Origin of the sequence: Candidatus Symbiopectobacterium endolongispinus (assembly GCF_018777385.1) — a bacterium.
Taxonomy (GTDB): Bacteria; Pseudomonadota; Gammaproteobacteria; order Enterobacterales; family Enterobacteriaceae; genus Symbiopectobacterium; species Symbiopectobacterium endolongispinus.
Map to the genome: position 1 here is coordinate 223,239 of NZ_JAFJYB010000005.1, position 23,670 is coordinate 246,908.

The following is a 23,670-nucleotide window of genomic DNA, read 5'->3' on the forward strand; positions in this document are numbered from 1 at the left end:
AGGGGGGATCTCCATCACTCACCCTCCATTTTGGGTAACGGGGAAGCCAGCCATTCGCTATACGCCTCGGCATAGCTTGCCAGCACATCGGCGGGCAACCTGCGCGCCCAATAAACCATCAGCGGCGGTAGCCAATGCATACGACACATGGCCTCCGTCATTTCAAACGGACGCAGCACCTCTTCCATACTGAAGCGGTTATTACCTTCCAGGTGATAGCTCTCTTCCGGCTCACCCGTGGTGATTACCGAACGCCAATATTTGCCCGCCAATGCATTACCGCCGATACCATTGGCAAACCCGCGCGACAGCACGCGGTCAAACCACTCCTTTAGCAGCGCCGGGCAACTGTAGGTATAGAGTGGATGCTGAAACACAATCACCTGATGTTCGCGTAGCAGCTGTTGCTCGTAGTGAATATCAACAAAAAAGTCCGGATAGTGAGCGTACAGATCGTGTACGGTAACATGGGCTAACTGATGCGCCGGTTGTAGCAAAACCCGGTTGGCTATCGAGTCTTGCGATTCCGGATGGGCACACAGCAGCAAAATCTTCGGTGGCTGCGACATCATTCCCATCCAAAGCGTCGTCATGAGCGCGGTTTTCCGCTACCATGCTGCGCGATAACGATACGACAAACAGGACGTTCGCGGTCCCAAGATAACCGTGATAATTTAACATACTCTGAACATGTGACGCTTTATGATTGTTTTCTCCGCTTTGCAAATTCGGCGCGGCGTGCGTGTCTTGCTTGATAACGCCACCGCCACCATCAATCCAGGCCAGAAGGTTGGATTGGTCGGTAAAAACGGCTGCGGCAAGTCTACGCTACTCTCGTTGCTAAAAGGCGAGATCGGTGCCGATGGCGGCAGCGCCACGTTTCCGAGTAACTGGGCACTGGCCTGGGTCAATCAGGAAACGCCCGCGCTGGATGTGCCTGCCATTGACTATGTTATTGACGGCGATCGTGAATTTCGCCAGTTAGAAGCTGAACTTCAACACGCCAACGACATTAACGATGGTAACGCCATCGCCCGTGCACACGGCAAACTGGATGCGATTCAAGCCTGGAGTATTCCGGCGCGCGCCGCCAGCCTGCTCGATGGCCTTGGCTTTACTCAGGCCCAATTGCAGCAGCCGGTACGTGATTTTTCCGGCGGATGGCGTATGCGCCTCAATCTGGCCCAGGCGCTGATTTGTCGCTCCGACCTGCTGCTGCTCGACGAACCGACCAACCACCTCGATCTGGACGCGGTGATCTGGCTGAAAAGCTATCCGGGAACACTGGTGCTGATCTCCCACGATCGCGACTTCCTCGATCCTATCGTCAACAAGATCCTGCACATCGAGCAGGAGACGCTGTTCGAATACACCGGGAACTACTCCTCGTTCGAACGCCAGCGCGCTACGCGTTTAGCGTAGCAGCAGGCGTTGTATGAGCATCAGCAAGAGCGCGTGGCGCACTTGCAACACTATATCGATCGCTTCCGCGCACAGGCTACCAAAGCCAAGCAGGCGCAAAGCCGGATTAAAATGCTGGAGCGCATGGAGAAGGTGAGCGCAGGCTACGTTGACAAACTGATTCTGGAATCCATCAAGCTCAATCTGGTGCCTGGTTCACGCATTGGCCTGCTGGGGCACAATGGTGCTGGTAAATCGACGCTAATCAAGTTGCTAGCGGGCGAACTGGCCCCGTTGCACGGCGAAATGGGGCTGGCGAAGGGCGTTAAGCTCGGCTATTTCGCCCAGCATCAGCTTGAGTTTCTGCGTGCGGATGAATCCCCGCTGCAACATCTGGTCCGTTTGGCGGAGCGGGAAACCGAGCAGCAACTGCGCGATTATCTCGGCGGCTTCGGTTTTCAGGGCGACAAAGTGACGGAAGTGACTGAGCGTTTCTCAGGCGGTGAAAAAGCCCGTTTGGTGCTGGCATTGATCGTGTGGCAGCGCCCTAACCTGCTGCTGCTCGATGAACCGACCAACCATCTCGATCTGGACATGCGTCAGGCACTGACAGAAGCGTTGATCGATTTCGAAGGCGCGCTGGTGGTGGTCTCCCACGATCGACATCTGATCCGATCCATCACGGGCGATCTCTACCTGGTACACGATCGCAAAGTGGAGCCGTTTGATGGCGACCTGGAGGATTACCAGAAATGGTTAACGGACGTACAGCGCCAAAACAGCGCCGCTGAATCCGTCGAGAAACCCGCCTCAACCAACAACGCACAGGCACGCAAAGATCAAAAGCGGAGCTGCGCACCCAAACCCAACCGTTGCGTAAAAAGATTACTCAGTATGAGCAGCAGATGGAGAAACTCTCCGATGCGTTGGCAAAAGTCGAAGCGCGTTTATCGGACAGCGAACTGTACGACCAAAGTCGCAAAGCCTAACTGACGGAATGCCTGCAACAGCAGGCCAAACTCAAAAGCGAACAGGAAGAGGCAGAGATGGCCTGGCTGGACGCGCAAGGGCAGCTAGAACAGATGCTGAATGAGGGGTAGTACAGCAGTTACTCACGTCCCGCCAGTCATTCCCACTACCTCCGTCATTCCCGCGGAGGCGGAAATCTCTCGCAGAAGATAAGCGTTTATTCTCTCAGAGATCCTCGGCTTACGCCGAGGATGACGGGCTGGCTCCGCTAGTGCCAGAAGTAGTACACAGGCCGCGGTAAGCACGCCCATCGAGACGTTAAAAATCACCCATGCTTTGCGGCTACGCAATAAACGGCCAATCGCCGTGCCGAAACCCAGCCAGATAACGCCTGAAACCAGATTAACCAACACAATGCCAAAACTTATAAGCAGCACCGAATGGTTATAGCCGCTGCGCGCCAGACTGAAACTTGCGACCGAACCCAGCGCCATTAGCCAGGCTTTGGGATTTAGAAACTGAAGCAGCCAGCCTTGATACAGTCGCAGCAGCGGCGGTGCACTGGCCTCCAGCCGCTCGTAGGCCGTCGTGGCAATTTTCCACGCCAGCTACAGCAGGTAGAGACTGCCGAGTACTTTAAGTATCAGGTGCAACGAGGGATGGAGCAGGATCATGCCGCCCACGCCAAATGCCACCAGCAGTAAAATGCTCTGCATGCCGAGCATGATACCCACCATCAGCCACAGCGATCGCATAAAGCCGAAGTTGGCACCGGAGGTCGTCAGCAGCATGTTATTCGGGCCAGGCGTGATCGCCGCCACCCAGAGAAAAGCCAACATCGATAAAAATAAGCCCTGTTCCACGTTTTGACCGCCCCTTGTCCCCACCGTTACGGTATGATTTATTGACCTGACTGAACGTTAGCCTGCCTGTTACACTGCAATGCTCGCTGAGCGGCGCAAGCAGGTTAGCGCAGTGTGATGAATATCGCACAATTATTTCCCGAGGTCGTTTCGATTCCCATGTTGTCCTCAACATTTCGCCCGTTACGCGGGGCTGATAACCCGCATATACAAACGCTGTTGCCGCGCTTGATTCGCCGCCGTGCCCGTTTGCAGCCGGTGTGGCAACAACTCGATCTGCCTGACGGCGATTTTGTCGATCTGGCCTGGAGCGAAGCGCCGCAAGGCGCGCGCTATAAACCCCGCGTGGTGCTATTTCACGGTCTGGAAGGCAGCTTTCACAGCCCCTATGCGCACGGTTTGTTACAAGCGTGCCGTGAGCAAGGCTGGCTGGCGGTGATTATGCATTTTCGCGGCTGTAGCGGCCGTCCCAACCGTCTGAATCGTATCTACCATTCTGGTGAAACCGATGATGGCAGCTATCTGCTGCGCTGGATGCGGGATACGCTAGGCGAAGCACCGACTGCTGCCATCGGCATTTCTCTGGGCGGCAATATGCTGTCTTGCCTGCTGGCTAAACGGGAAGAAGCCCGGTTGCTATCAGCTGCGGCGATAGTCTCCGCGCCGTTTCATCTCGACGCCTGTAGCCGCAGGATAGAAAAGGGATTTTCCCGTATTTATCAGCGCTATCTGGTCGGACAGTTAAAGCAGAATGCCCGGCGTAAGCTGGCATGCTATCCGGGTTCGTTACCGATTATCCCGGCACAGTTGCAACGTATAAAGGGATTGCGTGAGTTTGATGATGCGATCACCGCCCGTATTCATGGTTTTCAGGATGCTGCCGACTACTACAATCAGTGCAGTGCACTGGCGTTGCTGCCCACCATTCGCACGCCGACGCTGATCATCCATGCGCAGGACGATCCTTTTATGACACCCGAGGTGATCCCGGACATCAGCCACCTGCCCGACACCATCGAATACCAACTGACAGCGCACGGCGGGCACGTCGGGTTTGTCGGTGGTACATTACTGAAACCGGAAATGTGACTGGAACAACGCATTCCGGCCTGGTTCACGCGCTTTCTATCTATCGGCGGACACCGCAGAGGCAACAGCATGATGATTCTCTGGCAGCAGCTTGATAGCGATACGCTGCAAAATATTATTGAATCCTTTGTATTACGTGAAGGCACAGATTACGGCGAGCAGGAGCGTTCACTGGAGGAAAAAGTCAGGGATATTCGTCGCCAGCTTGCCTCGGGCAACGTGGTGCTGGTGTGGTCAGAGCTGCATGAAACGCTGAATATCATGCCGCGCACCCAGCTAAACGAAAATACGCCGTAACGTGATAAATCGTCGTTTCCTGACGCGCGCGGGGTCGTCTTGCGTCACCGGGTCTGTTATACAGTTAGAGCCATGTTAGTCAAACGCCTAATCCGACGGAGTGCAACCGCATGTCGCAACAACACCCGATCATTGCCGTTACCGGCTCCAGTGGAGCAGGCACCACCACGACCAGCCTCGCGTTCAGGAAGATCTTCCAGCAGTTGCAGATAAAAGCCGCTTCACTGGAAGTCGATAGCTTTCACCGTTATACCAGGCCAGAAATGGACATGGCGATTCGCAAAGCGAAAGATTTGGGCCGTCATATCAGCTATTTCGGCCCAGAGGCCAACGATTTCAGCCTGCTTGAACAGGCGTTTATCGAATATGGCCGCAACGGTACCGGAAAAACACGCAAATACCCGCACACTTACGATGAGGCGATCCCCTACAATCAAGTGCCCGGTACCTTTACTCCGTGGGAGCCGATGCAGCATCCTACCGATATGCTGTTTTATGAGGGTCTGCACGGCGCGGTGGTCACCGACCAGTACGATGTTGCCCAGCACGTTGACCTACTGGTCGGCGTGGTCCCCATCGTCAATCTGGAATGGATTCAAAAGCTGGTTCGCGATATCAACGAACGCGGTCACTCACGTGAAGCCGTGATGGATTCGGTGGTGCGTTCCATGGAGGATTGCATCACCTATATCACGCCGCAGTTTTCTCGCACCCATATCAACTTCCAGCGCGTACCGACTATCGATACCTCAAACCCACTTGCAGCCAAGGCAATCCCTTCGCTGGACGAGAGCTTTGTGGTGATCCATTTCCAGGGCGTCGAGCATATTGACTATTCCTACCTACTGGCCATGCTGCAAGGCTCGTTTATTTCACACATCAATACGCTGGTGGTGCCGTGGGGGGGATGGGACTCGCCATGGAACTGATCATGGCACCGTTGGTAAAACGGCTGGCAGAAGGGCGTAGCGCGGGCTGAGATAAAACACACAGTCCGCCAGAAAACTATGCGACAGCGATGATTTCGTGGCTGTGAGTAACCTTCACCGCCTTTTCTAACATTAGCGCCACTGAACAATACTTCTCCGCCGACAGCGATACCGCCCGTTCAACCACTTTATCCGTCAACCCCACGCCCGTGACGACAAAATGCAGATTGATATGGGTAAACAGACGCGGCGCTTCTTCACGACGCGTGGAGGATAATTTGACTTCACACCCGGTAATCGTATTGCGACCCTTTTGCAAAATGGACACCACATCAATGGCGCTACAGCCTCCTGCCGCCATCAACACCATCTCCATCGGACTGTGAGCTTTATCACCAGCATTGCCATCCATTAGGATCTGATGCCCGGATGACGACTCACCGAGAAAGGTCAGATATTCGACCCATTTTACGCGCGCTTGCATCCACAACTCCTCAAATTTATTTGAAAATTACTCACTGTTATATATAAAAACCGCCGATAACTAGAGCTTAATCATGCTGAAGCGAGACAACACGAGACAGGCTCGTCAAGCTGTGTTACAAACAGGAATAGAATCCGTTCCTTCAGTTTTATACTGACGGTAAGAACAGGTCGTGACGTCGCCATACAGAGGCCAGTATATTCCCTGACGTCAGTCCGCCAACACGGAATTTTTACTACTAGCACGTTAATACGCCGTACAGGGAACTCTGAACCCTGTAATTTGCGCAGTGAATTACAACAGAGGATAACAGCGAATGGTTCTCGGCAAACCGCAGACAGACCCGACTCTTGAATGGTTCCTTTCTCATTGTCATATTCACAAGTATCCATCGAAGAGCACGCTGATTCACCAAGGTGAAAAGGCAGAAACGCTTTACTACATCGTGAAAGGCTCAGTGGCTGTGCTGATCAAGGATGAAGAAGGCAAGGAAATGATCCTCTCCTACCTCAACCAGGGGGATTTTATTGGGGAACTGGGCCTGTTCGAAGAGGGCCAGGAACGCAGTGCATGGGTGCTGGCAAAAACTGCCTGTGAAGTCGCTGAAATCTCCTATAAAAAATTCCGTCAGTTGATCCAGGTCAACCCGGATATTCTGATGCGTCTTTCCTCACAGATGGCGCGTCGCCTCCAGGTGACGTCTCAGAAAGTGGGCAACCTGGCCTTCCTGGATGTCACGGGTCTCATTGCGCAGACGCTGTTGAACCTGGCGAAGCAACCCGATGCCATGACGCACCCGGATGGGATGCAAATCAAGATCACGCGTCAGGAAATTGGTCAGATTGTTGGCTGTTCTCGCGAAACGGTAGGCCGTATTCTGAAAATGCTGGAAGATCAGAATCTGATCTCGGCACACGGCAAAACCATCGTGGTGTACGGCACACGCTGATATCACCAGCGCCGTTTAGACAAAAGCACGTTGCGCACCGCGCAGCGTGCTTTTTGACCCGGCGAGCTACGCCGCTTTTACTACCGCTTCCACCGCCCGCGCGAACCGCGCCATGCCCTGATCGATATCTTCCAGATCAATCACCAGCGACGGCACAAAACGCATCACGTTAGGTCCCGCGACCAGCACCATCACGCCTTGCTCTGCGGCAGCGGCAAGGAACTTGCCCGCCTGACCGTGCCATTTTGGCTTCAGTTCTGCGCCAATCAGCAGGCCCATACCGCGAATCTGCTCAAAAATACCGTGCTCTTCATTAATTGCCTGAAGAATCGAAACGAAACGCTCGTGGCGCGCTTGTACACCGGAAAGCACCTGCGGGGTGTTGATGGTGTCCAATGCTGCTTCAGCCACCGCACAAGCCAGCGGGTTACCGCCGTAAGTGGTGCCGTGTACGCCGACGGTCATCACAGAGGCGACTTCTTCAGTGGTCAGCATGACGCTGATGGGAAAACCGCCGCCCAACGCTTTCGCCGTAGTGAGAATATCCGGCGTCACGCCATAGTGCATGTAGGTAAACAACTTGCCAGAACGCCCCATGCCGCTTTGCACTTCATCAAACACCAGCAGAGCGTGATGCTGATCGCACAGTTCACGCACGCCTTTGAGGAATTCCGGCGTGGCCGGTGTAATGCCACCATCGCCCTGAATCGGCTCCAGCACCACGGCGCAGGTGTGGTCATCCATCACCGCTTTTACTGCGGCCAGATCGTTGAACGGCACGTGTACGATATCGGCCGGTTTTGGTCCGAAGCCATCGGCGTATTTCGCCTGCCCACCTACAGAAACGGTGAACAAAGTACGGCCGTGAAACGCATTGTAGAACGCAATTATTTTTGTTTTATACGGGCTGTGGCGTTTAATCGCATAGTGACGAGCCAGCTTGAAAGCCGCTTCGTTGGCTTCCGCACCAGAGTTAACAAAGAACACGCGCTCGGCAAAGGTGGCGTCTATCAGTTTGCTGGCCAGACGCAACGCTGGCTCATTGGTGAAGATATTGCTGGTGTGCCACAGCGTTTCACCCTGCTGCTTTAACGCCGCCACCAGCGCCGGGTGGCAATGACCCAATGCCGTTACCGCAATCCCACCGGCAAAGTCGATATACTCGCGCCCCTGCTGATCCCATACGCGGCTACCTTTGCCTTTAACCGGCACAAATTGCGCCGGTGCGTATACGGGTAGAATCACTTTGTCATGCGTCGCCCGCGTTACCGCCTTTGAATCTGTTGTCATTTGCTTCCGTCCACACCGCTTAAAGTGAAAATACAATCATCAAATATGCATAAAAAATCAATACGCAAGGTTATAAAATAGCGCGTTATGGCAGTCCGTTTTATCGCAACCGATGCTGATAACCTCAGGTATTAAGGAAGTTCTGCAACAATTGATGCCCTTGCTCACTCAGAATACTCTCAGGGTGAAACTGCACCCCTTCTAACGGCAAGGTACGGTGACGTATTCCCATGATTTCATCACGCTCACCTTCACGCTCTGTCCAGGCCGTGACGTCAAACTCGACGGGCAAAGAAGCGGGATCGATCACCAGAGAGTGGTAGCGCGTCACCGTTAATGGCAGCGCCAACCCGCTAAAAACACCGCTCCAGGTGTGATGTATTACGGAGGTTTTTCCATGCATCACCTGGCGCGCCCGCACCACGCGCGCACCAAATGCCTGCCCCATCGCCTGATGGCCGAGACACACGCCCAGAATGGGCAGTTTGCCTGCAAAATGGCGAATCACCGCCAGAGAAATACCCGCGTCATCCGGTGTGCAAGGACCGGGGGAGATCACCAGATGCGTAGGGGCCAGCGCTTCAATGTCCGCCAACGTCAGGGCGTCGTTGCGTTTAACCAACACCTCTACGCCCAGTTCACAAAAGTACTGGTAGAGGTTGTAGGTGAAGGAGTCGTAGTTATCGATGAGTAGTAGCATGGGGCAAGTTTACGCGAAAAAGAGATGCTGTAGGCTACTGTGCTTGTAGGTACTTAGGCAATGAATAACTTTTTATTATTATTTTTCAATGCATTATGCAGGTAACAAAAAACCGGACACCTCAGTGCCCGGTTTGCAAGTGTAGTGTGAAATGCGATGATCTAAACCATCGGCCTGACATAAACCCAAAGGGTAAAAGCAACTCCTGGCGCCCAGCCGCTATTGGATGTATGAGCGCTCCGGCAGCGATAAACCCCCCGTTGTGCGAAACATAAAACGCCCACAGGATAAAACACGCTATTCGGAGACCACGACGCCGGATTTTCCGTCTCGCCGCCGCCACCACCGCCACCGACGAAGTTAACGTCGAAGGCAGAATAAAAACCAGCCCCCGTGTCTGACACCATCCATACCGAGAGAATAATATGATGGCCCGTTCTATCTGTCGGCAATTTGATGGCTTGCATCGGCATGGTATTCAGAGGCGGAGTCCGATTTATAACGCTGGCAAAAGGTGCATCTTCAAAATCTGCGCGTGTCGCTCTCCGCGTGGGATCCAAGCCATTTCTGGTAATGAAATAGCGATAACCACGGGTGGCATGCACAACCGTATGATTCCAACTAATCTTTAAATATTGACCGGATTCAACGTTGGTTCTTAGCCACCTCACCCCGTGCCTCATCTCCAATTCAGCATCGGTGAGGTTTACGATGTCACGATTATTCGCCGTTTGGCCGCCACTAAATATCCGACCATCAGGCACTGGCGATGCCACCCCCGGAAAGATGTGGATTGAATCAGGAAATGGCCCCCTTCACCGGGGAACCAGATAAGATTCGCAGAACTGTTTCCGTTGGTGAAAAGAGGAAAGTTCTTCATCCCCTCCATTTCACTTGCCGGCCATCCATTCGGTAACCAACCTCTGCTTACCGCGAAACCAGTTCGGCTTTGTGGAGAAGCCAGCCAGCTATGGGCCGGTGTTATGACTGGCCCCTGGTAGCAAGGATCATCAGCAGGCTGACAACAATGACCTTCTGGCGGCGAGTGCAGATCGCAGGGATCGACAACAGGGCCAAGATACCCATTAGGCGACGGATAACAATCGCCGTAATCCTTTCTAGGATCGTGATATTCACCAGGCGGTGTGTGAGAACCACAGCCCTCGTTTGGAGGACAATGATGTTCATTAGGCGGTGTGTAATCGTCGCAATGTTGCTTTTCTGGACCGTGATGGTCATGCTGATTTTTCTTATCCATAACTCACCTCTCATTATTCATTCAATAACGATATTTTCATAAATAAAATTCATTCAACGCTACAGCGAAATATAGCGATGCATGTGTTTTTATTAACGTCATCATTAAGATTTAAACAAACAGAATAGTAAGTTCGAAAATAAACCAACTTCAAAACCATAGGTATAAAATCGCTTAAGCGAAAATATAATTCGAATTCAAACCATTCAGTTGAATAGTCAACATTAAAGATATAACAATCAATAAAACCTCCTTTTTTCATCAAAGAAAGTGATAAAAGAAAGTGTATAAGAAACTTATGAATGCAATCTGGTGGTATTAAATATGCAAAGAAGAGTCAAGAGCACAGGCAAAGCGTCATTAGCCAAACCATTAAGTACTGATGATGATTGGCTAACTAATGATTAGTATATTGAGTAAAAAATATAATTGGAAAATCACAATGATGATATTAGCCTATTTTAAAGAAAATAATATTTTTTTGGTTGCCAATATTGTAAATATTATGAAAACACACAATCCCCTCTGATAAAACACACCATAAGCAATTGTTTTATCTGAATGGCACCAAATAAACCACCACCTGTCAGCAAAATCCTAAAGGAAGATAAGTTATTTATTAATGAGTTATCATTTTTCTTTTTTTCAAAACAAAACAGCGAGTTAATAAAAACCAAAAAACGTCATGCAATAAATATTGCTTAGCCATAAAATTAATAACACCACTAATTATTTATGTCAGTCAACATACAAAAAAATGTGACTTAGATTGAAATTTTAGAATTAAAATCACAGGGGCGCTGATAAAAAAATTGCGCTTAATGCCAGTTGTCCAATTAAAAAATGCCATTATCCGCACACGTGGCTCATTACCTGCAATAGAAAAAAACCCCCATGAATATAAATAATTTTTTCTTTTTCATTAAAATAGGAACGACCTGTAAAAATAATTAAAATGCCAAGAAATCATTTCTCTCTCAATAATTACCTTTTATTTGTTTTCCTCTCATTTTTTGCTTAAATGATACCGCAACACAATAAAATTACTTTTCATTTTTATTGAAACAAACATACACCCTACCATCGGCATAAGGATCATTATGCCGGAGCAAAACCATAACTCCCTCAGGAGACGACAGGAATGAAACACGTCTTACTTTCACTTACCGCAGGACTGCTGACGTTAACCGTACAAAGCGCGTTCGCCGCGAATACCGGCGGCTATGCGACCACCGATGGCGGCGATATCTCTGGTGCCGTTAAAAAAACCGCCCATTCCATGCAGGATATCATTGAAGCCGCGCGCGTGGACAGCAGCGGCAAGAAATTGAAAACCGGTGCATATCCACTGGTGATCACCTATGACGGCAACGAAGATGCGCTGATCAATGCGGTGGCTGCCGATATTTGCAGCCAATGGAGCAAGCCCGCACGCGGGGTTGAAATCAAGGAATTCACCAAAGGGATAACGATACTCGGCACCAACGGCTCTTCCGCCAACTTTGGTCTCTGGTTAGTGAAATCTTCCGATGTGGTGATTCGTAATATGCGTTTCGGCTATATGCCGGGCGGCGCGAGTGATGGCGATGCCATCCGCGTAGATAACACGCCGAACGTCTGGGTTGACCATAATGAGATTTATGCCAAAAACTACGAGTGCGCCGGCACACCGGATGGCGATACCACGTTTGAATCTGCCGTCGATATCAAGAAAGCATCGACGAACGTGACGGTATCTTATAACTACATCCACGGTATTAAAAAAGTAGGATTAAGCGGCTCTAGCAGCAGCGATATGGGCCGTAACCTGACTTACCATCATAACGTTTACAGCGATGTGAACGCCCGCTTGCCGTTGCAGCGTGGGGGGCAAGTGCACGCCTATAACAACCTTTATTCCGGCATTACCAGCTCAGGGATAAACGTACGTCAGAATGGGCTCGCGCTGATCGAACGTAACTGGTTCGAAAATGCCGTCAACCCCGTGACATCACGCTATGACGGCTCCAACTTTGGCACCTGGGTTCTGCGTGATAACAACGTCACCAGCGCTTCTCAAAACGCCACTTATAATATTACCTGGACCAGCGATTCCAAAGCTTATGTTAACGCTCAAGATTGGACGTCTACTGGCACCTTCCCATCGCTGCCATACAGCTATTCACCAGTCAGCGCCCAGTGCGTAAAAGCGAAGCTGGCACAGTTCGCCGGTCAGGGAAAAGGCCTGGCAGTATTGACCACCACTGCGTGTAACTAACCGATAAAAACTCAAGGCCAGACAATGTGGCCTTGAGTTCATTCCTGAAGCGACCTTAAGCGCCAAAATTCACATCCAGTACCTGATAGAAAGCGTCTGCTTTATCAGAGACTGTCCACACGCCTAATATGACCTGATAACCTGTGCGCGGTGGCACCACGCAGTCGGTGCTCATATTTTCCAGTGGGGTTGAATCCACCGGAACATAGTTCACACAGAAGGGTTCTGGCTCGAAACTGGCGCGTGTCAGCGGTGTATTGGGGTTCCAGTTCTGTTTCGTGATAAAGAATTGCCAACTATAAGTATTGTACGGCACTTTCAACGTCCAGGTAAAAGTATTGTATCCCGGCATCATCGGTGATTTATACCATCGATTAGCACTTTGGGCACCCAACTGAGAAAATAACGGATTTCCGGCACTTGCAATTTTTCCGTCCGGAGGACCTTAGATTGGAAATCCTCTCGGCCCTTCGATAAATTGAGATTGGAACTTTGCCGGCCCACAATTTGAGTTAGTCACCCCACCGAAATCACCGGTACACAACACCACACGACTGGGCGGCGATGAAATATACCCACTGTAAGGGCTTATTGGCGGCACTGCCTGAGAATCAGTGGTTAGCTCTTCAGCAACCCCATATAAACTGGTAAACAGCGTTAGTAGCAGCAAGACGATGTGTTTCATTGCTTACTCCAGATTTTATATTAAGCATTTTTAGCCTATAGCATCATGACGGATAACCCTCAGAACTGAGCATCAATCACCTGATAGAAGGCATTTCCACGGACCATACCGCCAGCATTACCTGATATCCGGTACGCGGGGGTATGGTGCAATTCATGGAAAACGGCGTTGTCGGCCGGGGATAGGGCGGTTAAAATAGTTGCTGACAGAACGGGGTAAGATTGAAACTGGCGCGCGACAAAGGAGCATTTGGGTCCCAGTCTTGCTGAGTAATAAAGACCTGCCAGGAGCGTGTAACATGCGTTTGCGTCAGCGTCCACGTAAACACCCTATCTCCGGCTTGCATCGGAACACGTACCCAGCGGGTAGCGGTTTGCTGGTTCATCTGAGAAAATCACGAGTTTCCTCCGCAGGCAATTTGGCCATCATGGGGACCTCCATTAGGAAAACCTTGTCGTCCTTCAATCGATTGAGGTTCCCACTGAGCAGCACCACAGCCTGTATTGTATTGTGTTGTGGTGCTGGAATAGCAGTACGGCATAGGGTCGCTCGGCTTGCCGGCGGGTTAACAAAACCATGCGCAGGCATAATATCGAGAGGAGGTTGAGGTGGGTTTTGATCAACAGTTATCTTTTCTGCTTCAGCCATGACTTGGACACAACTCAGCAGCATACTAAGCAGAAGTAGGTATCGTTTCATTTCTTACTCCATCGTCATCGTGATAAATAGCGGAATGAAAATAAATGTGTAGCCATGTGCAAATAACAATACGTTATGGCTCGATTGACTGCTCCATAGATGAATTACATCAATAATATTTCAAACAAAAAACATCTTTATTTAAAAAACCAATGAAGCTTTATGAGTTAACCTTGGGGAGATAAAAATAAATAGGACATCAACTTACAGATAATCCCTCTTAAAACATAAATAATGTTTCACCGAAAAAATAAGTATCAAAAACATACAAAGCAATAATATTAGCTGGCAAATCATAAGTTTTTTGTGGCAAGAAAGACAATAACTGCATCGTGGATTAATTATAATTAATCAACCAATAATGGGCATTGATTCAGGGATCATTATCTTGATTAAGCATAACCGATATTTTTAAATTGCACACATTATATAAAATAAGTCATAACATCATGATTGTTAATTAATAAAGCCTTCATTATGTATTTATGAGCCCTGTGCGATTTTTCCTAATCCACGCGACATAAGCATCAAAATAATTAGCCAAATAAATAATAATCAACCATAGCACCACATGACTACGATTCCATATAACTTGCCGGAAACCATCAAGGCCACGTCATGTGGCCTTGATGGTAAATCCAGAAATTCTCGACCACGCTTACGGCAGTATTTTGGCCGATTTAATCACGATCGGTTTACTTGGTACATTCTGGTAAGGGCCAACGTTGCTGGTCTGCACTTGGGAGATTTTGTCGGCAACATCCATCCCTTTTACCACTTTGCCAAATACCGCATAGCCAAAATCACGCTGACCGTGATCGAGGAAAGCGTTATCCGCGACATTAATAAAGAACTGACTGGTGGCGCTGTCTTTTTCAGCGGTGCGCGCCATGGCGATGGTGCCACGCACGTTGCGTAAACCGTTGTCCGCTTCATTTTTGATCGGTGGGTTAGTGGCTTTTTGCTTCATTTCATCCACAAAACCGCCACCCTGCACCATAAAACCTGGGATCACGCGGTGAAAGGTGGTGCCATTGTAGAAGCCACTATTAACGTACTCGACGAAGTTTTTCACTGACACAGGCGCTTTCTGGTTGTCCAGCGCTAACTCGATGTTGCCTTCAGACGTGGTTAGCAAGACGCGCGTGGTGGCGGCAGGAGCTGCGATCGCCGACGACACCATGACCGAAGATGAAAACATTGTCAGTGAAACCAGGGCTGCCGCAGCAACCAGAGTACGTTTGAACATGAGAATTCCTTTTTGATCGGGGGCTACAAGAAAGCGTAACGATTGTAAATAACCACACTCCTTAACGCTACCCTTTTACTTTTTTTACTTAAGGGTAGGCCACAACGTTACGGCCATTAAGTATAGCATACCAGTGCGGTATCGGCGACGATCGTAAAAAAGACGGGTAAATAACCCGTCTTGTTAGCACATAATGCGGCTTTTACCCGAACTATTAACCCATTCGCTCCGAACGCACGACCAAATCGCGGCTGTATTGTCGGCTGGCATCCACCAGCATTGTGGTGTAGGCCGTTTTCTCCGTCGAACGCGTCAGTTCCGCCGTCTCCAGCGTTTCCAGAATACGGCCGTACTGCATCACCGCCACGCGGTGGCATAAATGAGCAATCACGCCCAAATCGTGCGTCACCATCAGGTAGGTCAGGTTGTTCTGCTGTTGCAGTTCTGCCAGCAAATTGAGCATTTCTGCCTGCACCGACACGTCCAGCGCTGAAGTGGGTTCATCCAGCAACAGAACTCGTGGTTCGAGAATCAGCGCGCGCGATAGCAACGCGTTGGCGCTGCCCGCCGGAAAGCTGGTGCGGGTAGCGGCGACGGAACTGGGGCCCCAGCCCCACTTTCTCCAGCAAGGTATCAATACGCCGATCGCGCTGCTCAATGCGATGGATCAGCAACGGCTCCTCCAATATGGTCTCAACCGTATGGCGTGGATGCAGCGATCCGTAGGGATCCTGAAACACCATCTGCACCTGACGGCAGCGTGCTCTGTCAATACGGTGCGCCAGCGGTTGACCATCGATGCACAGCTCACCCTGCCAGTGGTTGAACAACCCTGCCAGACATTTCAGCACCGTGGTTTTTCCCGAGCCCGATTCCCCCACCAAACCAAAGATTTCGCCACCGTGCACCGCCAGATTGACATCAAACAACACCTGGTTGTGCTGGTTCCCCTGACCAAAAGATAGGTTGAGGTTTTTCACCTCGATCATCGCCGCGGTATTTTGTGCGCCCATAGTCACTCCTTATTCACTCAGCCAGTCTGGATCGCGCTGCATGACCGGCAGACGCACACGAGGATGATCGATGTCCGGCAACGCATTGAGCAGTCCACGCGTGTAAGGATGCTGCGCGTTATCGAGATCGCACGCCGCGATGGACTCCACGACGCGTCCGGCGTACATCACCAGCACCCGGTCGCAGAAGCTGCGCACCAGATTGATATCGTGGCTGATAAAGATCAGCCCCAATCCGCGCTCCGACACCAAATCATCCAGCATCGAAAGCACCTGTAAACGCACCGACACATCAAGCGCCGAGGTTGGCTCGTCGGCGATGACGATTTCCGGCTCAGTGATCAACATCATGGCGATCATGATGCGCTGTCCCTGACCGCAGGAGACTTCGTGCGGATAAGGTGCATACACGCGTTCCGACTGGCGAATGCGTACCACATCCAGCATCGCCATGACTTTCTCTTTCGCCACGCGCTCTGGCACCTTGTGGTGCGCCAGATAGGCTTCAGCAATCTGATCGCCAACACATACCACCGGATTCAGCGAATACTTAGGATCTTGCATGATCATGGAAATACGCTTACCGCGGATCTGGCGCATCTGTGCTTCAGAAATATTGAGCAAGTCAGTCTGGCCGAAGCGCAGTATGTCGGCCATTACCCGTGCGCTGCGCGGGTGCAGATGCAGCAGCGCACGCCCGACCGTTGATTTACCCGAGCCGGATTCACCGACTATCGCTAGCTTCTCGCAGCCCAGGTTAAAGGAGACGCCGCGCACAGCATCTGTCACTGCGCCGTGGTTCATGAAGCTCACCTTGAGGTTTTCCACCTCCAGCAGCGGCGCGCCCTGAGTTGCACCCTTATTCGGTGCGAGGATCGAGGATGTCACGTAGGCCGTCTCCAAGAAAGTTAAACGCCAGGCTGTTCATCAGAATAGCCAACCCAGGAATGGTGACTAACCACCAGCACTCCATCATGTAGTGACGACCGGCAGAGATCATGGCCCCCCATTCAGGATCGGGCGGTTGAGCACCCAATCCCAAGAAGCCAAGCCCAGCAGCGGTCAAAATGATGCCCGCCATGTTCATGGTGATACGAATAATCACTGAAGGCAGACACAACGGCACAATGTGATACACCAGAATGCGCAGCGACGATGCGCCTTGCAGTTTTACCGCAGAAACGAAATCCGCCTGACGCAGTGACAGCGTTTCAGCACGAGCCAGACGTGCGATAGGCGGCCAGGCAGTGAGGGTAATGGCAATCACCACATGCTCTAACCCCGGCCCCAAGGCGGCTACAAACGCCAGTGCCAGCACCAGACTGGGGAAGGAGATAAAGATATCGGTGATGCGCATCAGGATGGTATCGACGATGCCGCCGTAGTAGCCCGCTACCACGGCGAGCATCAAGCCGATCGGACCAACGGTTACCGACACCAGCGCCACAATGTACAGCGTGATGCGTGAGCCATACACCAGACGGCTATACACATCGCGCCCAAACTCATCGGTACCAAACCAATGGGTTGCCCCCGGCGCTTGCAGAGCATTTGCCAGGTCTTGTACTAATGGATCGTGCGTTGCCAGCCAGGGCGCGAAAATGGCGATGACAATCAGCGACAGCACAATCAGCGAACCAATGGCCGTCAGTGGATTTTTCGCCAGCAGGCGCAGGAAATTGAACAGACGCGCGCCACGCACTCGAATTCGCCCATTTTTGGCTGCCGGCAAGGAGCCGATTACCGGTTCGGAAGACATACTCATGCGCGAGTCCTCGGATCGAAGATTTGATACAACATATCGGAGAGCAGGTTAAGGGTGACGAAAATCAGCCCCACCAGCAGCACGCAGCCCATCACCGCATTCATATCTCCCAGCAGCAGGCTGCCCGTCAGATAGGAACCAAAGCCCGGCCAGGAGAACACGGTTTCAATCAGCACCGCCCCCTCCAGCAGTGAGCCATACGCCAGCGCGACTACCGTCAGCAGTTGCACCAAAATATTGCGAAACGCATGCGCCCAAATCACCCGAAACTCAGACAGTCCTTTGACCTGTGCGGTGATGATGTACTCTTGCGACAGTTGTGCCAGCATAAAGCTGCGCGTCATACGGCTGATATAGGCCAGCGAATGGAAGCCAAGAATGGTGGCAGGCAACACCAGGTGGTTCAGAGCACTAAAGAAAACCGCCCACTCGCGCGCCAGTAAGGAATCCACCAGCAGTAAGCCGGTGCGGTTTTCCACCATGCCGTCCCACGCCATATCTACGCGCCCTGCGCCACCGACCCAGTTGAGCCAGGCGTAAAACACCAATAGCCCCATCATGCCGACCCAGAAAATCGGCGTGGAGTAACCCGCCAGGCTGATAAAGCGTACGATATAGTTCGCCAGCTTGCCGCGCCGCCGCCATCACGCCGAGCGACACACCCATCCAGGCACCGACGATAATCGCCATCGTTGCCAGTTCCACCGTTGCAGGAAATACACGGATAATGTCATACACTACCGGACGGCCGGTGAGCATCGCATTGCCCAAATCGCCGTGCAGCAATGAATTGAAGTAGATACCGAATTGAACATACGGCGGCTTATCCAGGCCTAGCTGCTGATAGGTACTTTGGTCAGCATCCTGACCGACGATCGCCAATACCGGATCGATCGGCATTACCCGACCAATAATGAAGGTCAGAATCAACAACCCAAACAGCGTGAAGGCAACCTGTAACAACCGCTTGGCTACGCGATAGGGTAACGCCACCGGTTTGAGCCAATCAGAGAAAACCATGTTCTTTCTCCCAGTCCAGCACCCGCAGCGTGTTTTCAAAGCCGTTCGGATAACCCGCTTCCGCCAGCAGCGCCTTGGCCTTCGGCACGTCCAGCTTGTAACCGGGGTTAGGCAGCGTGGCGTCCATTCCCGCCTGAATCGGGCGCTGGTGGTAGAAACCATAGCCTGGCATCACGGTCTTGTTGATACCGTCGTAATCGATGAGGTAGCGCACCGCTTCACGCACGGCAGCACAGGCTTTAACGTCCATCTGCGGGCTGGGTGCGAAGGATACCGGCGGCATCCAGGTGTGCAGCTTGATCGCCTTATAGCCGCGCGCCACCAGTTTCTCGGCAAACTGGCCGTACTCTTCCGGCGTCTAAAGGCCGCCTTCCAGCTCATCGCCGCACATGGTGCTGCCGTAAGCTGGCACTTTTTCACGAAAACCGCCCAGCAGTTTGTGTACTGGCATATTCAGGAAGCGGCCTTGCAGATCCCACAGCGCAGATTCCACGATAGAGATGGCGCGATCGGTCAGTTGGTTGGCGCTGCCGCGCTGCCAATGCACCAGATCTTGCCACAGACGTTCTCTGTCAAACGGGTTCTGCCCGATCAGCACCTTGCGGAAGAACGCGTTGATAATATGGGGACGAACCACTTCTGGTGGTGCAAATGCATAGCCCTGATGTCCATCGTCGGTGGTCAGCGTCAAGAGGGCCATCTTGGCCTGATTCTCTTCTCCTGGATGCGAATGTCCCGCACTGTCGGACACGCGACGAGTGGGATACGTAAAAACGGTGACATAAATGGATTCAATTTTCACGCGATTACCTACCTTAAAATTCAATAACATAGAGAAAACAACATTCAGGCCGACGGCGAGCGACAAACCCGATTTGTACTATCGCTACCCAGCCAGTGCGACTGAGACCGCGATCACAAAAGAAATGATGTATTAATTAAATAAAAATATCGTTTTATTATTTGTAATTATTGGTGTTACAACCTGGTGAGTCATTAGGCAATTTCTTTCAAATGCAGAAAATCCGGCGCAAATATTTGTGCAAGTGCCCATAAGCCTGTGAACAACATCACCAACGGTTCGGATTACCCGCACAATATGCGAGGATAATGCCGCTACTTTTGGTGTGCTGCGCAACGGCCAACCACTCCAGTTTGACGATCATGGTCGAGACGGTAAGCCTGCGCGAGAGGCTAACCATGTAACAGCCAGGCGCGAACACCGCACCAAAATCACACATCGCACTAATTCAGTGCATTTTAATGCACCATATTGGTGCCAATACGGTGTTTTCAGCTGCTACCGCCCCCTAAAGTGTGAGTAGTCACCAAAACAATAAAATGAAATACTGATTAATAAGCAATTTATATGCATAATTAATCGTTTCAACAATAATAAAAACGTGGCCTGAATATTGCTTTGATTACCACGTTCTCTGCTTAATGCGAGAGAGTCCGGTCAAGGGTCACCAGCAGCGTTCAGGCCGCGCGCGGAGCTATGCCTGCAAAAAGAAAATTGGAGTAATACGTGGAACAAATGACATTTTGGCAACTCATCAGTTTTGGTGAGAATGGCTGGGGAAGATTGGCTGCTGATGGGGACTGGAATGACCATGGCATTGGCATTAGGCGGTTTTTTATTAGGCGCACTCATCGGCACCCTCGGTGCCTGGTCAAAAATAGCTGGTAATCGGCCACTTCGCTTTGTGGCGGAATGCTACACCACCGTGACACGCGGCATTCCCGATCTGCTGATTATTTTCCTGCTCTACTTTGGCGGTAGCTCTGCACTAACGCTGCTGGCAAGCCTGTTTGGCCACAGCGGCTTTATCGGTTTTCCCGGCTATATCGCCGGGGTCATTGCCGTCGGCATATCCTCAGGGGCACAGCAAACAGAAGTGTTTCGCGGCGCATTCTACGCCGTAGCCAAAGGCGAGATAGAAGCCGCTAAAGCCTGCGGTATGCCTATCCTGCTGCGCCTGCGCCGCATTATTATTCCGCTGCCGCTGCCGCTGCCGCTGCCGCTGCCGCTGCCGCTGCTGCGCCATGCCATTCCCGCGTTCGGCAACGTCTGGCAACTGGTGCTGAAAGCCTCGGCGCTAGTGTCGGTAACCGGCGTGGCAGAACTGTTGACCCAGTCCCAGATCGGCGCAGGTTCCACAGGCAAACCATTTGATTTCTACATGGCTGCCACCATGATTTATCTGGTGATTTCGATTTTTTCCGGCTGGCTGATGCGCCGCGCGGAGGTACACTATTCGCGAGGTGTTAGACGGTAATGGACGCTACTTTTTTCTACGAAACCTTCCTGGAGATTATTCCCGGCATACCGCTCACACTCCAACTCGCGGTGGGATCGGTGCTGCTCGGCTTCTTTTTAGCCTTGACGCTGGCCGCGATGCAACTTTCTGGTAACCGGCTGCTGCAATCGGTCGCACGCCTGTATGTGCTGTTCTTTCGTGGCACACCGCTACTGGTGCAGTTGTTCCTTATCTACTACGGTTTAGGGCAATTCAGTTGGGTGCGAGAAAGCGTGCTGCGGCCAATACTGCGCGAACCATATTGGTGTGCGCTACTGTCATTGACGCTTTGCACCGGCGCTTACGCCAGCGAAATCATTCGTGGTGGTTTGCTATCGGTGCCCGCCGGGCAGATCGAAGCGGCGCGCGCCTGTGGCATGCCATCCTGGAAAATATTTACCCGCATCGTGTTTCCGCTCGCCATTCGCCAGGTCCTGCCTGCCTACGGCAACGAATTGATCTCCATGATCAAATCCACCTCGCTTGCGTCCATCATCACGCTGATGGAAATCACCGGCATCGCGGCACGCTTGATTGCGGAAACCTACCGCGCACTGGAAGTGTTTCTGGTAGCGGGAGCCATTTATCTGCTGATCAATTTGGTGCTTACCAGCCTGCTGGCTTTTGTCGAACACCGTATGACGCCGTATCTGCGCGCACCGCAGTCGCTGGCTGAAGTTAAGAATATGAAAGGAAACCCATCATGAGTACCGCCGCTATCAGCCTGCGCAACATTCACAAGCGTTTCGGCTCACTGGAAGTCCTGAAAGGGATCTCGTTTTAAGACAGTCATGGCGAGGTCGTCTCGATTCTGGGTTCTTCCGGCTCGGGCAAATCCACCCTGCTGCGCTGTACCAACCTGCTTGAAATCCCCGATCATGGCGAAATTATTGTGGGCGGCGAAACCATCGCGATGAAAGTGAATCGCCAAGGTCAAAACCGTCCAGCCAGCTCGAAACAGATCGACCGTATCCGTACCCAGCTTGGCATGGTGTTTCAAAACTTCAATCTGTGGTCGCACAAAACCGTACTGGAAAACGTGATTGAAGCGCCGATCCACGTACTGAAACGCGCCCCGCAGGACGCCAAAGAGCATGCAGAGCAGTTGCTTGAGAAGGTCGGGCTGGCGGATAAACGTCATTACTACCCTTCCCACATTTCTGGTGGGCAGCAACAGCGTGCCGCGATTGCATGTGCGCTGGCCATGTCACCCAAGGTGATGCTGTTTGATGAACCCACATCAGCGCTGGATCCGGAGTTGGTCGGAGAAGTGCTGCGCGTGATGCGCCAGTTAGCCTATGAAGGTATGACCATGCTGGTCGTAACCCATGAAATGGACTTTGCGCGTGAAGTCTCTAACCGCGTGGTGTTCCTGCATCAGGGTGAGATCGAATAACAAGGCACGCCGGAACAGATGTTTACTGCCAGCCAGTCAGCTCGTTTCCGCCAGTTTATTGCCAGTTGGTAACAGAACTGCGTTTATCAACACAATGCTAGTCTTAAGAACACAACAGACAACCACCAGGAGATACCTCAATGATAAAAACCAAACTCGCTGCCGCCGCCTATGCGCTTTGTCTGGCTGGCGCACTCTCTACGTCATTCAATGCTGCGGCAGAAGCCGGTAAAACCTGGAGCACCGTGCGCATCGCCACTGAAGGTGCTTATCACCCGTACAACTTCACCAAGCCAGACGGTACGCTGGATGGCATGGAAATTGAGCTGTACAAAGTGCTGTGCGACAACATGAAAGTAAAATGCGAGATCATGGTGCAGCCGTTTGTCAGCAGCATTCCGGCGCTGAACGCCGGTAAGTTTGATGCCATCATCTCCGGCATGTCTGCCACGCCGAAGCGCCGTGAAGTGATCGATTTCAGCCAGCCCTACACGCAGGCGGGCCAAACCTTTGCCGTGCTGAAATCCAGCCCGCTGGCATCGCTGCCGGATCTGGGCACCCGTTTCTCCCTCAATGAGAAAGATGAAGTCACTGCCATCGCTGAAGTTGAAAAATTGCGCCCGCTGCTTAAAGGCAAAACCATTGGCGTTCAGTCTGCCTCGATCGCCAGCACGCTGTTGGATAAATACTTCAAAGGCATGATGACCGTACGCGAATACAAAACCATGCAAGAGCACGATCTGGATCTGAAAGCCGGTCGCGTCGATCTGGTTATCGGCTCAGCGCCTTACATGAAAAATACCGCTGACAAATCAAACGGCGAAATCGTGATGGCTGGCCCGCAGTTTATCGGCGGCATTTTGGGCAGCGGCTCATCCATCGGCCTGCGTAAAAGCGATCCTGAGCTGAAAGCCATGTTTGATAAAGCCATCGACCAGGCTAAAGCAGACGGTACCATCAAGAAGCTGAGTGAAAAATGGTTTGGCATGGATACCACCCCGCTCTGATCGCCTTCTCGCGAACCTAATGTGAACCACGAACGTGGCGTCTGATTGAC

At 51.7% G+C, this 23,670-nt stretch carries 18 protein-coding genes and 9 pseudogenes; 10 read left to right on the forward strand and 17 right to left on the reverse strand.

Annotation, left to right across the window (positions count from 1 at the left end):
* Positions 1-14 precede the first annotated feature (14 nt).
* On the reverse strand, positions 15-569 hold the full coding sequence (kefG, locus tag JZM30_RS19945; RefSeq protein ID WP_252320941.1) for a glutathione-regulated potassium-efflux system ancillary protein KefG: 555 nt from the start codon (positions 567-569) through the stop codon (positions 15-17).
* 133 nt (positions 570-702) lie between these two features.
* Here kefG and JZM30_RS19950 point away from each other — a divergent pair.
* Positions 703-2,501, forward strand: a pseudogene (locus tag JZM30_RS19950) (ATP-binding cassette domain-containing protein).
* 144 nt (positions 2,502-2,645) lie between these two features.
* Here the strand turns inward: JZM30_RS19950 and JZM30_RS19955 are convergent.
* A pseudogene (locus tag JZM30_RS19955) lies at positions 2,646-3,233 on the reverse strand (LysE family translocator); the annotation flags it as partial.
* A 117-nt stretch (positions 3,234-3,350) separates the two neighbouring features.
* On the opposite strand from JZM30_RS19955, the gene JZM30_RS19960 reads away from it, so the two are divergent.
* From JZM30_RS19960 to JZM30_RS19970, 3 genes and pseudogenes are all read left to right on the forward strand, one after another.
* Positions 3,351-4,322: a hydrolase gene (locus tag JZM30_RS19960; protein WP_438801530.1), complete on the forward strand. Its 972-nt coding sequence runs from the start codon at positions 3,351-3,353 to the stop codon at positions 4,320-4,322.
* A gap of 69 nt (positions 4,323-4,391) precedes the next feature.
* Positions 4,392-4,619, forward strand: coding sequence for a YheU family protein (locus JZM30_RS19965; protein ID WP_252320868.1), 228 nt, complete (start codon positions 4,392-4,394; stop codon positions 4,617-4,619).
* Positions 4,620-4,729: 110 nt separating this feature from the next.
* A pseudogene (locus JZM30_RS19970) lies at positions 4,730-5,598 on the forward strand (phosphoribulokinase).
* Positions 5,599-5,624: 26 nt separating this feature from the next.
* Here JZM30_RS19970 and JZM30_RS19975 read toward each other — a convergent pair.
* The gene (locus tag JZM30_RS19975; protein ID WP_252320870.1) at positions 5,625-6,032 is read right to left on the reverse strand and encodes an OsmC family protein; all 408 of its coding nucleotides are present in this window, start codon (positions 6,030-6,032) and stop codon (positions 5,625-5,627) included.
* A 316-nt stretch (positions 6,033-6,348) separates the two neighbouring features.
* Between JZM30_RS19975 and crp the strand changes: the two genes are divergently transcribed.
* On the forward strand, positions 6,349-6,981 hold the full coding sequence (gene crp, locus JZM30_RS19980; protein WP_252320872.1) for a cAMP-activated global transcriptional regulator CRP: 633 nt from the start codon (positions 6,349-6,351) through the stop codon (positions 6,979-6,981).
* A gap of 66 nt (positions 6,982-7,047) precedes the next feature.
* Here crp and argD read toward each other — a convergent pair whose 3' ends face one another.
* From argD to JZM30_RS20000, 4 genes are all read right to left on the reverse strand, one after another.
* Positions 7,048-8,271, reverse strand: coding sequence for a bifunctional acetylornithine/succinyldiaminopimelate transaminase (argD, locus tag JZM30_RS19985; protein ID WP_252320874.1), 1,224 nt, complete (start codon positions 8,269-8,271; stop codon positions 7,048-7,050).
* 124 nt (positions 8,272-8,395) lie between these two features.
* Positions 8,396-8,971 carry an aminodeoxychorismate synthase component II gene (locus JZM30_RS19990; protein ID WP_252320876.1) on the reverse strand — a complete coding sequence of 192 codons (576 nt, stop codon included), beginning with the start codon at positions 8,969-8,971 and terminating at the stop codon, positions 8,396-8,398.
* Between the two features lie 161 nt (positions 8,972-9,132).
* Positions 9,133-9,735 (reverse strand): lytic polysaccharide monooxygenase, encoded by a 603-nt coding sequence (locus tag JZM30_RS19995; RefSeq protein ID WP_252320878.1) that lies wholly within the window; start codon positions 9,733-9,735, stop codon positions 9,133-9,135.
* Positions 9,736-9,952: 217 nt separating this feature from the next.
* Positions 9,953-10,210 carry a hypothetical protein gene (locus tag JZM30_RS20000; RefSeq protein ID WP_252320880.1) on the reverse strand — a complete coding sequence of 86 codons (258 nt, stop codon included), beginning with the start codon at positions 10,208-10,210 and terminating at the stop codon, positions 9,953-9,955.
* 1,160 nt (positions 10,211-11,370) lie between these two features.
* Here JZM30_RS20000 and JZM30_RS20005 point away from each other — a divergent pair.
* Positions 11,371-12,486, forward strand: coding sequence for a polysaccharide lyase (locus JZM30_RS20005; RefSeq protein ID WP_252320882.1), 1,116 nt, complete (start codon positions 11,371-11,373; stop codon positions 12,484-12,486).
* Positions 12,487-12,541: 55 nt separating this feature from the next.
* Here JZM30_RS20005 and JZM30_RS20010 read toward each other — a convergent pair.
* From JZM30_RS20010 to JZM30_RS20050, 10 genes and pseudogenes are all read right to left on the reverse strand, one after another.
* Positions 12,542-12,916, reverse strand: a pseudogene (locus JZM30_RS20010) (lytic polysaccharide monooxygenase); the annotation flags it as partial.
* A gap of 445 nt (positions 12,917-13,361) precedes the next feature.
* Positions 13,362-13,556, reverse strand: coding sequence for a lytic polysaccharide monooxygenase (locus JZM30_RS24450; RefSeq protein ID WP_368858844.1), 195 nt, complete (start codon positions 13,554-13,556; stop codon positions 13,362-13,364).
* Positions 13,553-13,819, reverse strand: coding sequence for a hypothetical protein (locus JZM30_RS20015; RefSeq protein ID WP_252320886.1), 267 nt, complete (start codon positions 13,817-13,819; stop codon positions 13,553-13,555). The genes JZM30_RS24450 and JZM30_RS20015 overlap by 4 nt, the downstream gene beginning before the upstream one ends.
* A gap of 709 nt (positions 13,820-14,528) precedes the next feature.
* Positions 14,529-15,119, reverse strand: coding sequence for a peptidylprolyl isomerase A (gene ppiA, locus JZM30_RS20020; protein ID WP_252320888.1), 591 nt, complete (start codon positions 15,117-15,119; stop codon positions 14,529-14,531).
* A gap of 214 nt (positions 15,120-15,333) precedes the next feature.
* Positions 15,334-16,108, reverse strand: a pseudogene (locus JZM30_RS20025) (ABC transporter ATP-binding protein).
* A gap of 33 nt (positions 16,109-16,141) precedes the next feature.
* On the reverse strand, positions 16,142-17,020 hold the full coding sequence (locus tag JZM30_RS20030) for an ABC transporter ATP-binding protein (RefSeq protein WP_252320890.1): 879 nt from the start codon (positions 17,018-17,020) through the stop codon (positions 16,142-16,144).
* Positions 16,992-17,897, reverse strand: a complete 906-nt coding sequence (locus tag JZM30_RS20035) for an ABC transporter permease (RefSeq protein WP_252320892.1) — start codon at positions 17,895-17,897, stop codon at positions 16,992-16,994. The genes JZM30_RS20030 and JZM30_RS20035 overlap by 29 nt, the downstream gene beginning before the upstream one ends.
* Positions 17,894-18,917 (reverse strand): annotated as a pseudogene (locus JZM30_RS20040) (ABC transporter permease). The gene JZM30_RS20035 and the pseudogene JZM30_RS20040 overlap by 4 nt, the downstream one beginning before the upstream one ends.
* A gap of 16 nt (positions 18,918-18,933) precedes the next feature.
* Positions 18,934-19,719: pseudogene (locus JZM30_RS20045) on the reverse strand (ABC transporter substrate-binding protein); the annotation flags it as partial.
* Between the two features lie 268 nt (positions 19,720-19,987).
* On the reverse strand, positions 19,988-20,158 hold the full coding sequence (locus JZM30_RS20050) for a hypothetical protein (protein ID WP_252320858.1): 171 nt from the start codon (positions 20,156-20,158) through the stop codon (positions 19,988-19,990).
* A 287-nt stretch (positions 20,159-20,445) separates the two neighbouring features.
* On the opposite strand from JZM30_RS20050, the pseudogene JZM30_RS20055 reads away from it, so the two are divergent.
* The 4 genes and pseudogenes from JZM30_RS20055 to JZM30_RS20070 all read left to right on the forward strand — a co-directional run bounded on the left by JZM30_RS20055 (position 20,446) and on the right by JZM30_RS20070 (position 23,620).
* Positions 20,446-21,196, forward strand: a pseudogene (locus tag JZM30_RS20055) (ABC transporter permease).
* The gene (locus JZM30_RS20060; RefSeq protein WP_252320896.1) at positions 21,196-21,924 is read left to right on the forward strand and encodes an ABC transporter permease; all 729 of its coding nucleotides are present in this window, start codon (positions 21,196-21,198) and stop codon (positions 21,922-21,924) included. Before JZM30_RS20055 ends, JZM30_RS20060 begins: the two are co-directional and overlap by 1 nt.
* Positions 21,921-22,685, forward strand: a pseudogene (locus JZM30_RS20065) (ABC transporter ATP-binding protein). The gene JZM30_RS20060 and the pseudogene JZM30_RS20065 overlap by 4 nt, the downstream one beginning before the upstream one ends.
* 68 nt (positions 22,686-22,753) lie before the next feature.
* Positions 22,754-23,620, forward strand: coding sequence for a transporter substrate-binding domain-containing protein (locus JZM30_RS20070; RefSeq protein ID WP_252320852.1), 867 nt, complete (start codon positions 22,754-22,756; stop codon positions 23,618-23,620).
* Positions 23,621-23,670 lie beyond the last annotated feature (50 nt).

Bases quoted from the DNA above. Each gene is read 5' to 3' on its own strand.
- kefG (WP_252320941.1), bottom strand. From the start codon at position 569: ATGTCGCAGCCACCGAAGATTTTGCTGCTGTGTGCCCATCCGGAATCG.
- JZM30_RS19960 (WP_438801530.1), top strand. From the start codon at position 3,351: ATGAATATCGCACAATTATTTCCCGAGGTCGTTTCGATTCCCATGTTG.
- JZM30_RS19965 (WP_252320868.1), top strand. From the start codon at position 4,392: ATGATGATTCTCTGGCAGCAGCTTGATAGCGATACGCTGCAAAATATT.
- JZM30_RS19975 (WP_252320870.1), bottom strand. From the start codon at position 6,032: ATGCAAGCGCGCGTAAAATGGGTCGAATATCTGACCTTTCTCGGTGAG.
- crp (WP_252320872.1), top strand. From the start codon at position 6,349: ATGGTTCTCGGCAAACCGCAGACAGACCCGACTCTTGAATGGTTCCTT.
- argD (WP_252320874.1), bottom strand. From the start codon at position 8,271: ATGACAACAGATTCAAAGGCGGTAACGCGGGCGACGCATGACAAAGTG.
- JZM30_RS19990 (WP_252320876.1), bottom strand. From the start codon at position 8,971: ATGCTACTACTCATCGATAACTACGACTCCTTCACCTACAACCTCTAC.
- JZM30_RS20000 (WP_252320880.1), bottom strand. From the start codon at position 10,210: ATGACCATCACGGTCCAGAAAAGCAACATTGCGACGATTACACACCGC.
- JZM30_RS20005 (WP_252320882.1), top strand. From the start codon at position 11,371: ATGAAACACGTCTTACTTTCACTTACCGCAGGACTGCTGACGTTAACC.
- JZM30_RS24450 (WP_368858844.1), bottom strand. From the start codon at position 13,556: ATGAACCAGCAAACCGCTACCCGCTGGGTACGTGTTCCGATGCAAGCC.
- JZM30_RS20015 (WP_252320886.1), bottom strand. From the start codon at position 13,819: ATGGCTGAAGCAGAAAAGATAACTGTTGATCAAAACCCACCTCAACCT.
- ppiA (WP_252320888.1), bottom strand. From the start codon at position 15,119: ATGTTCAAACGTACTCTGGTTGCTGCGGCAGCCCTGGTTTCACTGACA.
- JZM30_RS20035 (WP_252320892.1), bottom strand. From the start codon at position 17,897: ATGAGTATGTCTTCCGAACCGGTAATCGGCTCCTTGCCGGCAGCCAAA.
- JZM30_RS20050 (WP_252320858.1), bottom strand. From the start codon at position 20,158: ATGTGTGATTTTGGTGCGGTGTTCGCGCCTGGCTGTTACATGGTTAGC.
- JZM30_RS20060 (WP_252320896.1), top strand. From the start codon at position 21,196: ATGGACGCTACTTTTTTCTACGAAACCTTCCTGGAGATTATTCCCGGC.
- JZM30_RS20070 (WP_252320852.1), top strand. From the start codon at position 22,754: ATGATAAAAACCAAACTCGCTGCCGCCGCCTATGCGCTTTGTCTGGCT.